This window comes from Pseudomonadota bacterium (assembly GCA_016195085.1).
Taxonomy (GTDB): Bacteria; Pseudomonadota; Alphaproteobacteria; order SHVZ01; family SHVZ01; genus JACQAG01.
The window spans coordinates 26,736-41,279 of record JACQAG010000022.1 but is presented as its reverse complement, the minus strand read 5'-3'; the positions used below and the strand labels follow the sequence as shown (position 1 = coordinate 41,279).

Annotated in this window: 12 protein-coding genes and 1 pseudogene; 3 read left to right on the top strand and 10 right to left on the bottom strand. The window is 66.3% G+C overall.

The window, feature by feature from the left end; translation table 11 throughout:
- Positions 1 to 78 precede the first annotated feature (78 nt).
- From HY058_05890 to HY058_05880, 3 genes are read left to right on the top strand one after another with little or no spacing between them, the layout of a single operon-like run.
- Positions 79 to 1,338 (top strand): MFS transporter, encoded by a 1,260-nt coding sequence (locus HY058_05890; GenBank protein ID MBI3496813.1) that lies wholly within the window; start codon positions 79 to 81, stop codon positions 1,336 to 1,338.
- Between the two features lie 57 nt (positions 1,339 to 1,395).
- Positions 1,396 to 1,944, top strand: a complete 549-nt coding sequence (locus tag HY058_05885) for a response regulator (protein ID MBI3496812.1) — start codon at positions 1,396 to 1,398, stop codon at positions 1,942 to 1,944.
- A complete protein-coding gene (locus HY058_05880) occupies positions 1,934 to 2,458 on the top strand; it encodes a hypothetical protein (protein ID MBI3496811.1) in 525 nt (174 codons plus the stop codon). The genes HY058_05885 and HY058_05880 overlap by 11 nt, the downstream gene beginning before the upstream one ends.
- Positions 2,459 to 2,603: 145 nt before the next feature.
- Here HY058_05880 and HY058_05875 read toward each other — a convergent pair whose 3' ends face one another.
- The 10 genes and pseudogenes from HY058_05875 to HY058_05830 form a co-directional block, all read right to left on the bottom strand.
- Positions 2,604 to 3,782 carry a VWA domain-containing protein gene (locus HY058_05875; protein ID MBI3496810.1) on the bottom strand — a complete coding sequence of 393 codons (1,179 nt, stop codon included), beginning with the start codon at positions 3,780 to 3,782 and terminating at the stop codon, positions 2,604 to 2,606.
- Between the two features lie 16 nt (positions 3,783 to 3,798).
- On the bottom strand, positions 3,799 to 4,650 hold the full coding sequence (locus HY058_05870) for a MoxR family ATPase (GenBank protein MBI3496809.1): 852 nt from the start codon (positions 4,648 to 4,650) through the stop codon (positions 3,799 to 3,801).
- An 87-nt stretch (positions 4,651 to 4,737) separates the two neighbouring features.
- A pseudogene (locus tag HY058_05865) lies at positions 4,738 to 5,103 on the bottom strand (endonuclease domain-containing protein).
- 70 nt (positions 5,104 to 5,173) lie between these two features.
- Entirely contained in the window at positions 5,174 to 7,834 is a 2,661-nt protein-coding gene (alaS, locus tag HY058_05860) for an alanine--tRNA ligase (GenBank protein MBI3496808.1), read from the bottom strand.
- Between the two features lie 346 nt (positions 7,835 to 8,180).
- Positions 8,181 to 8,606, bottom strand: a complete 426-nt coding sequence (locus tag HY058_05855; protein MBI3496807.1) for a VOC family protein — start codon at positions 8,604 to 8,606, stop codon at positions 8,181 to 8,183.
- A 182-nt stretch (positions 8,607 to 8,788) separates the two neighbouring features.
- Positions 8,789 to 9,859 (bottom strand): recombinase RecA, encoded by a 1,071-nt coding sequence (gene recA, locus HY058_05850; protein ID MBI3496806.1) that lies wholly within the window; start codon positions 9,857 to 9,859, stop codon positions 8,789 to 8,791.
- Positions 9,860 to 10,001: 142 nt separating this feature from the next.
- Positions 10,002 to 11,069, bottom strand: coding sequence for a sn-glycerol-3-phosphate ABC transporter ATP-binding protein UgpC (ugpC, locus tag HY058_05845; GenBank protein MBI3496805.1), 1,068 nt, complete (start codon positions 11,067 to 11,069; stop codon positions 10,002 to 10,004).
- Between the two features lie 157 nt (positions 11,070 to 11,226).
- Entirely contained in the window at positions 11,227 to 12,723 is a 1,497-nt protein-coding gene (locus tag HY058_05840) for an argininosuccinate lyase (GenBank protein MBI3496804.1), read from the bottom strand.
- Positions 12,723 to 13,541: a carbohydrate ABC transporter permease gene (locus HY058_05835; protein ID MBI3496803.1), complete on the bottom strand. Its 819-nt coding sequence runs from the start codon at positions 13,539 to 13,541 to the stop codon at positions 12,723 to 12,725. The genes HY058_05840 and HY058_05835 overlap by 1 nt, the downstream gene beginning before the upstream one ends.
- Positions 13,538 to 14,422, bottom strand: coding sequence for a sugar ABC transporter permease (locus HY058_05830; GenBank protein MBI3496802.1), 885 nt, complete (start codon positions 14,420 to 14,422; stop codon positions 13,538 to 13,540). Before HY058_05830 ends, HY058_05835 begins: the two co-directional genes overlap by 4 nt.
- Between the last annotated feature and the right edge of the window lie 122 nt (positions 14,423 to 14,544).

The window sequence follows — 14,544 nt, the reverse complement described above, 5'->3', positions numbered from 1 at the left end:
GTCACCCGCTTCCGGCGCGCGGCGGGGATCTTGCTTGACCCTGGGGAGCGGCTATGCGCCAGATAGAATTCTCGCCCGATGCCGCTGCCGACGCGCCTCAAACCGATCCTCAGCGCTTTGAGCCACCCGAATTATCGGGTGTACGCGTCGGGCAACAGCATCTCGCTCATCGGCACCTGGATGCAGCGGATCGCGGTCGGCTGGGTCACCTGGCAGCTGACCCAATCCGGCGCCTGGCTCGGCCTCATGTCGTTCGCCGAATTCTTCCCCAGCACCTTCGTCGCACCCATCGCCGGCGCGGTGGTCGATCGCCATGACGGGCTCAGCGTCTCGCGCCTGACCCAAGGCTTGCTGATGGCGCAAGCGAGCACGCTGGCGGTCCTCGCCTTCACCGGCACGCTCACCATCTGGTATCTCCTGGCGCTGACGGCGTTTCAGGGGGTGGTGACCGCGTTCAACCAGCCGGCCAGGCTGTCGATCATCGCCAATCTGGTGCCGCGCGCCGACCTGCCGGTGGCGGTGGCGATCAACTCCATCACCTTCAACACGGCGCGCTTTCTCGGGCCCTCGGCGGCTGGGCTGGCGATCGTCGCCGCCGGTCCGGCGTGGGCATTCGCCTGCAATGCCGTCATGTTCCTCGCGTTCTTGACCTCGCTCTGGCGCATTCGCATTCCGCGCAGCGTCCATGCGAAGCCGGCCACGGGCGGCCTCCTCAGCGACATCGGCGCGGGCTACGCCTACGCCGCCCGGCACCGCGGAATCGGGCCGATCCTACTCTTGCTGATGGTCGGAAGCATCGGCGCCAGGCCGGTCGTCGAACTGCTGCCGGGCTTCGCCGGGGCCATCTATGGACGCGGCGCCGACGGCTTGGCGATGCTGACCGCCTCGGTCGGCGTCGGCGCGGTGATCGGCGGGCTTTGGCTCGCCCAGCGCGGCCACATCAAGGGTCTCACCCGGTTGTCGATCACCAGCGGTGCCGCCGTGGCCGCCTCGGCGCTCCTGTTCAGCGTGACCGACTGGTTCTGGCTCGGCGTCGCCACCCTCGGCTTCTCCGGTGCTGCCATGACGATGAACGGCGTTGCCGCGCAGACCCTGGTGCAGTCCGCGGTGGCGCCCGCCATGCGCGGCCGGGTGCTGAGCCTCTACGGCATGGTCTTTCGCAGCGGCCCGGCGGTGGGGGCGCTGATCATGGGTGTCGCCTCCGAGTGGATCGGCCTCAGATGGCCGCTGGCGCTGGGCGCCATGCTGGTGCTCGCGACCTATGCCTGGTCATTCCGGAACCTGACCGGCATGGCAACCGCGCTCGAAGGCTCCGAGCGCATCGGTACTGCGGACTGAGAGAGACCCGGCGCAGGCTCTCGCCGGCGCCGCCTCGTGCTAAGCTCCGCCTCGCCAATGGCCAAGCAATACTACCGCTTCGACAAGCTGACGGTCCTCGTCGTCGACGACAACCTGTTCATGATGCGGCTGATCACCGCGATCCTGCGCGCCTACCATGTGGGCAGGGTGCTGACCGCCAGGGACGGCGCCGAGGCGAAAGGCATCGTCTCGCTCATGCAGGCGAGCTTCGAGGCCGCCAACCGCATCGACATCGTGATCACCGACTGGACCATGCCGACCTGCAGCGGTCCGGAATTCCTGACCTGGCTGCGCAGCCACGAAGAGGAGCAGGTGAAATACGTGCCGGTGATCGTGATGAACGCCTACACCGACACCGGTGCCGTCGAGCGGGCGCGCGACCTCGGTGCCAACGAGTTCCTGGGCAAGCCGATGTCGATCAACAGCATCTCTGAGCGGCTGCTGGCGGTGATCGACAAGCCGAGGCCCTTCATCGTCGCTCCGGGCTTCATCGGCCCGGACCGACGCCGCCACGCCCTGTCCCCACCCAAGACCGAGCGTCGGCAGACGACTGCCGCCGACATTGAGGTCAGCCATGAGCAATGACGACCGGCCGAAGGTCAAAGTCATCCACCGCAAGAACCGCTTGCGCGACAAGGTCGGCGCGCCGCCCGGCCAAAGACCGGGCGAGATCGACCCGAAGCTCATCGCCGCCGCGCAGGCGGCGGTCGGTCGCCTCGCCCCCGACTATGAGACCCAGGCCGCTCGCGAGCTGGCGGCGATCCAGGCCGCGGTGGTCGAGGCGAACGCCACCTCCGGGATGGCGCGCCTGGCGGCAGTCAGGCGCATCGAGGCTCTCACCAACGAGATGCGTGGCGCCGGCGAGACCTTCGGCTACCCGCTCTTGAGCAAGTTCGGCCGCTCCTGCTGCAGCTTCGTTCAGGACCTGAGAGAGGTGAACGATGCGCAGATGGTGGTGATCGCCGCCCATGTCGACGCCATGGCCTCGGTGGTGACCCACAAGATCCAAGGCGATGGCGGCGCCATCGGCCGCGAGCTGGCGCTGGCGCTGAGAAAAGCCATCGACAAATTCCGCGGGGCCGCCGGCGGCGCCAGGTAGCAGCCCCTCACCCTCCCGCGATGACGCGGGCCCCTCCCTCTCCCGCCGGGGGTGGAATATGGGAGGGGGTGAGGATCACCCCCTCCCCAACCCTCCCCGGGCGGGAGAGGGTGCCGAGCGGCAGCGAGGCGGGTGAGGGTCGGAGCTAGCGATTGAGCAGGCGGATGCCGCGGTCGAGCCCGTCCAGCGTCAGGGGAAACATGCGGCCGGCCATCAGCCGCTCGAGGACGCGGATCGACTGGGTGTAGCCCCAGCGCTCCTCCGGAACCGGATTGAGCCAGATCGCCTTGGTGTAGCGCTGGGTCAGGCGCTGCATCCAGATCTGCCCCGGCTCGTCGTTGTAGTGCTCGACGCTGCCGCCGGGCCGCACGATCTCATAGGCGCTCATGCTGGCATCGCCGACGAAGACCAGCTTGTAGTCGGCACCATAGCTGCGCATGACCTCGAGGGTGGAGGTCCGCTCGTTGAAGCGCCGGCGGTTGTCGCGCCACACCCACTCATAGGGGCAATTGTGGAAATAGAAGTATTCCAGGCGCTTGAACTCCGCCCTGACGGCCGAGAACAGCTCCTCGCAGACGCGCACATGGTCGTCCATGGAGCCTCCGGCATCCAGGAACAGCAGCACCTTGATGGTGTTGTGGCGCTCCGGCACCAGCTTGAGATCGAGCCAGCCGGCATTGTGCGCGGTCGAGCGGATGGTGCCGGGGAGGTCGAGCTCGGAGGCCGCGCCCTCGCGGGCGAAACGCCTGAGCTTGCGCAAGGCCACCTTGATGTTGCGGGTGCCGAGCTCGACGGTGTCGTCGAGGTTCTTATACTCGCGCCGATCCCAGACCTTGACCGCGCGGCGGTTGCGGCTCTCCTCTTGACCGATCCTGACACCCTCGGGGTTGTAGCCGTAGGCGCCGAAGGGCGAGGTCCCCGCCGTGCCGATCCATTTCGAGCCGCCCTGATGCCGGCCCTTTTGCTCGGCCAGGCGCTGGCGCAAGGTCGCCATGAGCTTGTCCCAGCCGCCCAACGCTTCGATCTTGGCCTTCTCCTCCTCGCTCAGAAGCGTCTCGGCCAGCTTCTTGAGCCACGCCTCGGGAATCTCGGCGACAAGGTCGAGATCGAGCGTCTCGATGCCGTTGAAGCAGCGGCCGAAGACACGGTCGAACTTGTCGAGATTGGCTTCGTCCTTCACCAGAGAGGCGCGGGCGAGATAGTAGAAATCCTCGATCGAATGCCGGGCGATGCCGGCCTGCATCGCTTCGATCAAGGTCAGATACTCGTTGAGCGTGGCCGGGACCCGCGCTTGGCGCAGCTCGAGGAAAAATTGGGTGAACATCAGACCCGGCGGCCGCTCAGGTGGCGCGGCCTTCGCGCCGGGAGAGGAAGGCCAGGCGCTCGAATAGGTGCACGTCCTGCTCGTTCTTGAGGAGGGCGCCATAGAGCGGCGGGATCATGGTCTTGGCGTCCTTGGCGCGGAGCGCGTCCGCGGGCAGATCCTCGACCAGGAGCAGCTTCAGCCAATCCAGGAGCTCCGACGTGCTCGGCTTCTTCTTCAGGCCCGGCACCTCCCGGAGCTCGAAGAACGACGTCAGCGCTTCCCGCACGAGGTCGCGCTTCACGCCGGGGAAATGCACCTCCACGATCCGCTCCATGGTCTCGCGGTCGGGAAAGCGGATGTAGTGGAAGAAGCAGCGGCGCAGAAAGGCGTCCGGCAGCTCCTTCTCGTTGTTGGAGGTGATGAATACGATCGGGCGGTGCTTGGCCTTGACCGTCTCGCGGGTCTCGTAGACGTGGAACTCCATGCGGTCGAGCTCCAGCAACAGATCGTTGGGAAACTCGATATCCGCCTTGTCGATCTCATCGATGAGCAGCACCACCGGTGCGGCGGCGGTGAAGGCCTGCCAGAGCTTGCCCTGGATGATGTAGTTGGCGATGTCCTTGACCCTGGCCTCGCCGAGCTGGCCGTCGCGCAGCCGGGCGACGGCATCGTATTCATAGAGCCCGTGCTGGGCCTTGGTCGTCGATTTGATGTGCCACTCGATGAGCGGCAAGCCCAAGGCATCGGCCACCTCGTGGGCGAGCACGGTCTTGCCGGTGCCGGGCTCGCCCTTGACCAGGAGCGGCCGCTGCAGCTGGATCGCCGCATTGACCGCCACCATGAGATCGGGCGTGGCGACGTAGCTCTTGGTTCCAGTAAAGCGCATGATCGATCCCTAATGACTCACGGCCTAGAGGCTAGCAGAGAACGGCAAAGTACGTACCCTCGCAATCGGGCCCTCTTCGTTCGCAATTTACCTCTCCCGTCGGGAGAGGTCGCGAGCGCGAGCGAGCGGGTGAGGGGAAGCCGGCAACGCTGCCAGGACGCCGGGCAGATTGCCAAGCACTTCGTTGTTCCAGAACCTGAGGACACGGCAACCCCGCGCTTCCAGCCATGCGGTGCGGATGGTGTCGTGCTCGTTCGCTTCACCGTGCCGGCCGCCGTCGACTTCGATCGCCAGCTTGTGGGGCTCACAGTAGAAGTCCAACACATAGGGTCCCAGCGCGTGCTGGCGACGAAACTTGAATCCGGTGAGCTATCGATTGCGCAGCGCCGTCCATAGGCGACGCTCTACATCGGTCAGGTGGCGGCGCAGCTTGCGCGCGCCAGCGATGCTCATCGACCTTCCCTCACCCCAACCCTCTCCCAGCGGGAGAGGGAGCAAGATGTGTCGAACCGGAGAACCTGGCTCACGCCGCCTTGGCGGAGAGTGCGGCTTCGATCGCGGCCAGCGCCGCCTCGGCCTTGCTGGCGTCGGGGCCGCCGGCCTGGGCCATGTCGGGACGGCCGCCGCCGCCCTTGCCGCCGAGCGCGGCAGCGCCGACCTTGACCAGATCGACTGCCGACAGGCGCCCCGCCAAATCATCGGTCACCGCCACGACCAGCGAGGCCCTACCCTCTTCGGTGCCCAGCAGCACCACGACGCCAGAGCCGATTTCTTTCTTGAGCGCATCGGCCATGCCTTTGAGCTCGCGGGCCGGCACGCCGTCCAGCTGGCGCGAAGCGAAGGCGACGCCGGAGATGGTCTTGGTGGCCGCGCCACGCGAGCCGCCGCCGGTCGCCATCGCCTTGCGCGCTTCGCTCAGCTCCCGCTCGAGCCGGCGGCGTTCCTCGATGAGCTGCGCCACGCGTTGCGGCAGCTCCCCCGGGGGCGTCTTCAGGGCCGCCGCCGTCTCGCGCAGCAAAGTCTCCTCGCGGGCGACGTGGTCGAGGGCCGCCCTGCCGGTCAAGGCCTCGATGCGCCTGACGCCTGAGGCCACCGCGCTCTCCTGGACGATCTTGAAGAGGCCGATATCGCCGGTGCGCCTCACATGCGTTCCGCCGCAGAGCTCGACCGAATAGCGCTCTTCGCTCCCATCGGGGCCCTCATCGCCGCCCATCGAAAGCACGCGCACCTCTTCGCCGTATTTCTCTCCGAACAGCGCCAAGGCACCGGCTTCGATCGCCGTCTCCGGCGTCATCAGCCTGGTCGCGACCGGGCCATTCCGGCGGATGCGTGCATTCACCTCGGCCTCGATCCAGGCGATGTCGGCGGCATCGAGGGGCTTCGGCTGGCTGAAATCGAAGCGCAGCCGGTCAGGCGCCACCAGCGAGCCCTTCTGGGTCACGTGCGGACCCAAGCGCCGGCGCAAGGCCTCATGCAGGAGATGGGTCGCCGAATGATTAAGCCGGAGCGCGCCGCGACGCTCGCCGTCGATCGCAAGTTCAACGGCATCGCCGACGGCGATCTTGCCGCCCGTGAGCGTGCCCAGATGGACGTAAAGGTCGCCCAGCTTCTTCGCCGTGTCCTTGACCGCCACCGTGGCGCCCTTGGGTGTTGCGATGGTGCCGGCATCGCCCTGCTGGCCGCCGGATTCGGCGTAGAACGGCGTCTGGTTCACCACCACAGCAACGTCGCCGGACGTGGCCTCATCGACCCGCTTGCCATCGACGACCAAGGCTTCGATCACGCCTTCGGCGCGGTCGGTCGCATAGCCCAGGAACTCGCTCGCCCCGGCATCCTCGCGCACCTCGAACCAAACCTTCTCGGTCGCCGCCTCGCCGGAGCCGGCCCAGGCGGCGCGCGCCGCCGCCTTCTGTTTGTTCATCGCCAGATCGAAGCCGGCCTGGTCGAGGCTGCGGCCCTGGCCGCGCAGGATGTCGGCGGTGAGGTCGGCGGGAAAGCCGTAGGTGTCATAAAGCTTGAAAGCGATTTCGCCCGGCAGCTTCTTGCCGGAGGCGAGCTTCGCCGTCTCTTCGCCCAAGAGCCGCAAGCCACGCTCGAGCGTCTGCTTGAAGCGGCTCTCTTCCAGCTTGAGGGTCTCCACGATCAACGGCTCGGCCCGCACCAGCTCGGGATAGGCCTGGCCCATCGCCTCCGTCAGCCGCGGCACCAGCTTCCACAGCAAAGGCTCGGTGGCGCCGAGCTGATGGGCATGACGCATGGCGCGCCGCATGATGCGGCGCAGCACATAGCCGCGTCCCTCATTGGAGGGCAATACGCCATCGGCGATGAGGAAGCTGGAGGAGCGGAGATGATCGGCGATCACCCGGTGCGAGACCTGCTTCTCGCTGTCGGCGGCGACGCCGGTCGCATCGGCGGAGGCCAGGATCAGGCCGCGCAGCACGTCGGTGTCGAAGACGCTGTGGACGCCTTGCATGACCGAGGTGAAGCGCTCCAAGCCCATGCCGGTATCGATCGATGGTTTTGGCAAGGGGACACGATTGCCGGGCGCCACCTGCTCGAACTGCATGAACACCAGATTCCAGATCTCTACGAACCGGTCGCCATCCTCATCCGGCGATCCGGGCGGTCCGCCGGGAATTTCGGGACCATGATCGTAGAAGATCTCCGAGCACGGCCCGCAGGGGCCGGTATCGCCCATCGCCCAGAAATTGTCCGAGGTGCGGATGCGGATGATCCGCTCTTCGGGCAGTCCCGCGATCTTGCGCCATAACGTGGCGGCTTCCTCATCCTCGAAATAAACGGTGACCGAGAGACGATCCTTGGCAAGACCGAAATCGCGGGTGACCAGATTCCAAGCGAGCGCGATCGCCTGCTCCTTGAAATAGTCGCCGAAGGAGAAGTTGCCCAGCATCTCGAAGAAGGTGCAATGGCGCGCCGTGTAGCCGACATTCTCCAGATCGTTGTGCTTGCCGCCGGCGCGCACGCATTTCTGTGCGGTGACCGCGCGGGCGTAGGGCCGCTTCTCCACGCCGGTGAACAGGTTCTTGAACTGCACCATGCCGGCGGTGGTGAACATGAGCGTGGGATCGTTGCGCGGCACGAGCGGGCCCGAGGGCACGACCTGGTGGTCGTGCCGGCGGAAGAACTCGAGAAACGTCGAACGAATGTCGTTGCTGGAGGACATCGGCAGACCCGCGAACTCTGGAGGGCCGCCGCCGGAGGGCGAGCCATACCGGCTGGCGGGCGAGCCCGCTTCTACCGTGCGAATCTGGCCCTGTCCAGGGCCGGGGGCGGCGGCGCATGCCCCCACCCCATCCCTCCCCCGCCTGCGGCGAGGGAGGGGGCACGATGTCGCCTCTCCGACACCCACCCCCGCGAATGCGGGGGAGGGACGGGGTGGGGGCAGTTCGCTAGTCCCTAATGCCTTTGCCTAACCCAAGGGGTGCACTCCACGCCTGTCCCACCCTGCGCGTGCCCGGGACTGGGACGGCGGGACACCGATCCGATCGCGGCGGAGGTCCTGCCCTGGCCTAATCCGGCAGTTTCAGACTGCCGTCCGCGGCCAGGCTGAATTGCGGATTCCAGGCCACTTCCCAGGGATGGTCGTTGGGATCGGCGAAATAGCCCGTATAGCCGCCCCAGAACGCATTCGAGCCGGCCTTGAGGATGCGTCCGCCCGCGGCTTCCGCCTGGCTCAGAACCGCGTCCACCTCGTCGCGCCGGCGAACATTCTGGGCAAGCGCGATGCCGCCGAAACCGGTGCCGACATCGGCAATTCCGGCATCGGCAGCAAGCGAGGCCCGCGACCACAGCGCCAGCGCCATGCCGGGGAGCTGGTAGAAGAACACGTGACCATCGCCAGCCGATGACGGTTTCCAGCCCAAGCGCTCATAGAAGCGACGGCTCCGTTCCAGGTCGGCCACGCCCAGGGTTATCAGGCTCAGACGCTGCTCCATGGGAGTCTCCAAAAAAGGCGCCGCAGGCCCGGACGGGGCCGGGCCTGCGGGCTCACGCTCCTCCGCCGGGCAGTCGGATCCCGCGCTTGAGTTCCGCATCGGATGAGGCGGAACTGCGGAACCCGACCGGGGTTGCGGGGGGCCGGCGGAGAAGGATTTCGGTTTGGGCGAGCCCTCGGGAGCTACTCGCTCGCCGCCGTGCTGTCGCCGCTGGCGGCCATCATCTTGTCGCCGACCTGGCCGGCATTCTGGCGGATGGCGCGCTCGATCGCCTCGGCGGTGGCGGGATTGGCCTTGAGGAACGACTTGGCGTTCTCGCGGCCCTGGCCGATGCGCTGGCCCTCATAGGAGAACCAGGCACCGGACTTCTCCACCACGCCGGCAGCCACCCCCAGGTCGACGAGCTCGCCGGTCTTGGACACACCCTCGCCGTACATGATGTCGAACTCGACGACGCGGAACGGCGGCGCCATCTTGTTCTTCACTACCTTGACCCGGGTCTGGTTGCCGATGACCTGCTCGCGCTCCTTGATGGCGCCGATGCGACGGATGTCGAGGCGGACCGAAGCATAGAATTTGAGCGCGTGGCCGCCGGTGGTGGTCTCCGGATTACCGAACATCACGCCGATCTTCATGCGGATCTGGTTGATGAAGATGACCATGCAGCGGGACTTGGAGATCGAGCCGGTGAGCTTGCGCAAGGCCTGGCTCATCAGGCGGGCATGCAATCCCATATGGTTGTCGCCCATCTCGCCCTCGAGCTCGGCGCGGGGAACGAGGGCTGCGACCGAATCAACCACCAGAACATCGACCGCACCGGAGCGCACCAGCGTGTCGGCGATCTCGAGGGCCTGCTCGCCGGCGTCGGGCTGGCTGATCAAGAGCTCGTCCACGTCGACACCGAGCTTTTTCGCATAGCCGGGATCGAGCGCATGCTCGGCATCGACGAAGGCGCAGATGCCGCCCGCCTTCTGCGCCTCGGCGATCACATGCAAGGCCAAGGTGGTCTTGCCGGAGCTCTCCGGCCCGTAGATCTCGACGACGCGGCCCCTGGGCAAACCGCCGATGCCGAGCGCGATGTCGAGGCCGAGGGATCCCGTCGACACCACCTCGGTCTCGACCGAGCCCTCGCGGGCCCCGAGCTTCATGATCGAGCCCTTGCCGAAGGCGCGCTCGATTTGGCTGAGAGCCGCATCCAAGGCCTTGGTCTTGTCCACGCCGTCCCTTTCGATGACCCGCAGAACCGTCGTCATGGATCCCGTCTCCCGGTTATTTCACAAGCGCCGCGGCCGGCGCAATGACGGCAAGAGTACATGCTTTGTTCTCGCTGTCCAGAAGAAAAATTCACGCTTTGTTCTCAGGATGCGTCCCGGCCACAACAGCTAGCGGAACGGCCTAAATCAGCGCCATTCCGCTGGTCTGATCGAAGAGATGCAGGCGCTGGAGGTTGGCTTCGAGCTGGAGCGGGGTGCCGATGCCGGGAGCGGCGTCGCCATCGGCCTTCGCCACCACTTCCTGACCGGCGAAGAGGACGGTGATGAGCGATTCCGGGCCCAGGGGCTCGACGATGGAGACCCTTGCCTCGAAGCGCCCGGCAGCCGGGCCGTCGGCAAGCCGCACATCTTCCGGGCGGAGCCCGATGATGACCTCCCGCCCCGCCTCCGCCGCTGGTCGCCTGGGCAAGGACCATCGACTGCCGTCGGCGAGCACGACACCGCCCTCGGCGAGGCGGGCGGGGAGGAAATTCATCGCCGGCGTGCCGATGAAGCCGGCGACGAACAGATTGGCGGGCCTGCGATAAACCTCGCCCGGCGTGCCGATCTGCTCGACCCGGCCCTGGCGCAAGATGACGATCCGGTCGGCCAAGGTCATCGCCTCGACCTGGTCGTGCGTCACATAGATGATCGTGGTCCTCAAGCGCTGGTGCAGCTTCTTGATCTCGGCCCGCATCTGGGTGCGGAGCTTGGCATCGAGATTGGACAAAGGCTCGTCGAAGAGAAACACCGCGGGATCGCGCACGATGGCGCGGCCCATGGCGACCCGCTGGCGTTGTCCGCCGGAGAGCTCGCCCGGCCGCCGCTCCAAATACTCCTCCAGGCCGAGGATCGCCGCCGCCGCCTTGACCTTGCGGTCGATCTCGGCCGGCTCGAGGCGCTTGGCGCGGAGCGCGAAGGCCATGTTCCGATAGACGCTCATATGCGGATAGAGGGCGTAGTTCTGGAAGACCATGGCGATGTCGCGATGCTTGGGCGGGACATTGTTGACCAGCCGGTCGCCGATCAGGATGTCACCCTGGCTCGCCTCTTCCAGGCCGGCGATCATCCTCAAGATCGTCGACTTGCCGCAGCCCGACGGGCCGACCAGTACCACGAATTCCGTGTCGGCGACCTCGAGGTCGAGATCGTGCACGACCTCGACCGTCCCGAAGCTTTTGCTCACGCCCGTCAGCGTCACCCGCGCCACGGCTAGGACCGACTCTCGGGAACGCGCATGCCCCCACCCCGGCCCTCCCCCGCCTTCGGCGAGGGAGGGAGTAAGAGCTGCGCCCTTCTTTTCCCTCCCCCACGCATGTGGGGGAGGGCTAGGGTGGGGGCTATCGCTAGCATCTCCAAATCCAAGACTAGCCCCGCTGCAGGCGGGAGGCCGCCTCGTCCAGACGTTCCGCCGCCTGCTCCATCCGGCCGCGATAGTCATTGAGCCAGCTCCGGGCTTGATCGAGCTGGCGCCGGTAGCGCTCGAAGCTGGCGGATAGGGAAGCCGGCGCCGGGCCGCCCGGCATGGTGCGGACTTCGATGAAGTGCTCGGGCGTGGTCACAAGGCGGAACTCGGCTTCGGTCAACCCCGGCTCTCTTCCGGCAACAGCGGCGAAGGCCTCCAGGAAGGCGCCGTAGGGCACGGTGCGGAAGATCTCGCGGCTATCGATCATGCGGCGGGCGAGCAGGGCCGCCACCTCATGGGCCTGGCGAAAGGAGAGGCCTTCCTTGCGGACGAGCGAGTCCGCAAGCTCGGTCACGGTGATGCAGGCCTCCTCGATGTGCCGGCGCACCTTCGCCTCGTCGATGCGGACGGCACCTAGAAAGCCGGCGATGAGCGTGAGCGCCCGCAGGCCCGTGTCGAAGGCTTCGTAGCCCGCCGCCTGCACCTCGCCCTCGGAATCGTTCATGTCGGTGTAGGGCGTGTTGTGCACCGTGAAGATCACCGCTTCCGCCCGCTGGGCGGCGAGCGACAGCATGAGGCGCAGATGCTCGATCGCCACGGGGTTGCGCTTCTGCGGCATGATCGAGCTGATCTGCACATAGGCGTCGGGCACATAGAGATGGCCCACCTCGAATCCCGACCAGGCATTCAGATCCTGCACGAAGCGGCCGAGATGGACGAACAGGAGTTTGAGCTGGGCGTAGACGCTGGTCGCGTAGTCGACCGAGGCGATGCAGCCATAGGAATTCTCCTGCACCTCGGCGAAGCCCAGGAGATCGGCCATGCGGGCGCGGTCGAGGCCGAAGCCCGACGTGGTGATCGCGGCCGCCCCCATGCTGGACTTGTCGGGATAGCGGGCGGCATCGGAGAGCCGCTCGAGATCGCGCAGGAGCTGCTCGATCAAGGCGCCGAGATAGTGGCCGAAGGTCGTCGGCTGCGCCGGCTGGCCGTGGGTATAGGCCACCACAAGGGTCGCGCGGTTCGCCTCGGCGACGCCGAGCGTCGTCTCAATGAGGCCGATCAGCGCCCCGGCAAAAACAATGATCCGCTCCTTCAAGGCGAGCTTGAAGACGGTGTGGTCGATGTCGTTGCGCGAGCGCCCGGTGTGGAGCTTGCCGGCGATCGCCACACCGAGGCGGCGCGTCAGCTCGGATTCGACGTAGAAGAAGAAATCCTCGTGCTCGCCGGTGTAAACCAGCTTCGCCACGTCGAGCGTGGCGACGATGTCGTCGAGCGCGTCCAGGATCGCCTTCGCCTCGCTCGGGCGGATGAGGCCGCACTCCGCCAGCATGACCGCGCTCGCCCGGTTGATGCGCATCTGATAGCGCCAGTGGTGGCGCTTCACCCCCTCGAACAAGGGCGCCAGCACCGTCTCCTTGTAGACCGGTGCCGGAAAAGGCTCGTCCTTCGGTCGCGCCATCAGCCCTTGATCCCGGTCAGCATGATGCCGCGGATGATGTATTTCTGCAGCGCCAAGAACACGAAGAGGCTGGGGAGCGTGGCGACCGCCGCACCGGTCATGATCATCTCCCACTCCGTCTGGAATTCGCTCGAGAACGAGGCGATCCCGACCGGCAGCGTGTAGAGCGCCTTGCTGCTGGTGGCAATGAGCGGCCACAAGAACGCCGTCCAGTTGCCGAGAAAGACGAAGATGGCGAGCGCCGAGAGCGCCGGGGTGACCAAGGGCAGCGCCACCCGCCACCAGATCTGGAACTCATCGAACCCATCGATGCGCGCGGCCGCCAGCAGATCGTCGGGCACGCTCTCGAAGAACTGCTTCATGAGGAAGGTGCCGAAGCCGGTCATCAGGCCCGGAAACAACAGCGCCCAATAGGTGTCGAGCCAGCCCATCTGCTTGGACAGCATGTACCAGGGCAGCACCAGCATCTCCGTCGGGATCATCAGGGTCGAGAGGATCGCCAGGAACACCAGGCGGCGGCCGCGGAAGTCGAATTTGGCGAGCGTATAGCCGACCAGGCTGTCGAAGAACAAGGCCGAGACCGTGGTCAGCGCGGCCACCACCAGCGAGTTCATGAACCAGCGGGGAAATGTCGAGTCGCTGAAGAGGTGCAGATAGTTGTCGAGGGTCGGCAGCCTCGGAATGAGGCTGAGATCGTAGACCTCGTCATTGTGCTTGAGCGAGGTCGCCAGCATGTAGACGAAGGGCAGCACCATGACCACGCCGCCCAGGAAGAGCAGCGTCCAGGCGATGACGCGTTCGGGACGGCTCCCGGTCATCGGGCCTTCATGAGCCGGAGCTGCGCCAAGGAGATGGCGAGCAGGATGAGGAAGAGGACGACGGTCAAGGCGGCGGCATAGCCCATCTCGAAATGGCCGAAGGCGGTGATGAAGATCATCAGCACCAGAGGCTTCGTTGCGTCGAGCGGCCCGCCGGAGCCCTGGGTCATGGCGTAGACATAGTCGAAGATCCTAAGGAAGCCGATCGAGCTCACCACCACGAGGAAGATGAGCGTGGGGCGGAGCTGCGGCAGCGTGATCTCGATGAGGATCCGCCAGCGGCCGGCGCCGTCGATCTCGGCGGCTTCGTAATAATGCTCAGGGATCGCCTTCAGCCCGGCCAGCAGAATGACGACCTGGAAGCCGAGGCTGGCCCAGATCGCCGGCGCCAGCACGGCATAAAGCGCTTGGCTGGTGGAGCGCAGAAAAGGCTGCTGGCCGAAGCCGATGGAGGCCAGCGCATCGTTGAAGGCGCCGACCGGTACGGGCTGGTAGAACCAGCGCCAGACCCAAGCCATGGCAACCGCGGTGGCGAGGTGCGGGATGAAGTAGAGTGCCCGCAAGAGTCCGTGGCCGAAGCGCACGCGGTCGAGGTAGAAGGCGATGACGAAGGCGATGGTCATGGTGACGGCGACGCCGACCGCGAGATAGGTGAAGGTGTTGCCCATCACCCTCCAGAACACCGGATCGGCGCCGAGCCGCACATAGTTGTCGGCGCCGATGAACCGCGCCCGGCCGACGATGTTCCAGTCGGTCAGCGACATGGCGAAGGCTTGCGCCGCCGGATAGAAGCGAATGGACACGTAGAAGACCGCCGGCAACGCCAGGAACGCCCACGCCCACAAGGCCTGCCTTTGGCGAAGAGTGAGGCGATCGATCATGCGGTCCCGTTGCGTTTCGGTGTAGCCCTAAGAACGACCCTCACCCCAACCCTCTCCCGCGGCGCGGGAGAGGGAGATGAGGACGAGTATTTGAGGCCCCTCTCCCGCCCGGGGAGGATCGG

Coding starts and splice junctions, on each gene's coding strand:
- HY058_05840 (MBI3496804.1), bottom strand. CDS start 12,723: ATGGCGCGACCGAAGGACGAGCCTTTTCCGGCACCGGTCTACAAGGAG.
- HY058_05835 (MBI3496803.1), bottom strand. CDS start 13,541: ATGACCGGGAGCCGTCCCGAACGCGTCATCGCCTGGACGCTGCTCTTC.
- HY058_05880 (MBI3496811.1), top strand. CDS start 1,934: ATGAGCAATGACGACCGGCCGAAGGTCAAAGTCATCCACCGCAAGAAC.
- HY058_05885 (MBI3496812.1), top strand. CDS start 1,396: ATGGCCAAGCAATACTACCGCTTCGACAAGCTGACGGTCCTCGTCGTC.
- HY058_05875 (MBI3496810.1), bottom strand. CDS start 3,782: ATGTTCACCCAATTTTTCCTCGAGCTGCGCCAAGCGCGGGTCCCGGCC.
- HY058_05855 (MBI3496807.1), bottom strand. CDS start 8,606: ATGGAGCAGCGTCTGAGCCTGATAACCCTGGGCGTGGCCGACCTGGAA.
- HY058_05830 (MBI3496802.1), bottom strand. CDS start 14,422: ATGATCGATCGCCTCACTCTTCGCCAAAGGCAGGCCTTGTGGGCGTGG.
- alaS (MBI3496808.1), bottom strand. CDS start 7,834: ATGTCCTCCAGCAACGACATTCGTTCGACGTTTCTCGAGTTCTTCCGC.
- recA (MBI3496806.1), bottom strand. CDS start 9,859: ATGACGACGGTTCTGCGGGTCATCGAAAGGGACGGCGTGGACAAGACC.
- HY058_05870 (MBI3496809.1), bottom strand. CDS start 4,650: ATGCGCTTTACTGGAACCAAGAGCTACGTCGCCACGCCCGATCTCATG.
- HY058_05890 (MBI3496813.1), top strand. CDS start 79: ATGCCGCTGCCGACGCGCCTCAAACCGATCCTCAGCGCTTTGAGCCAC.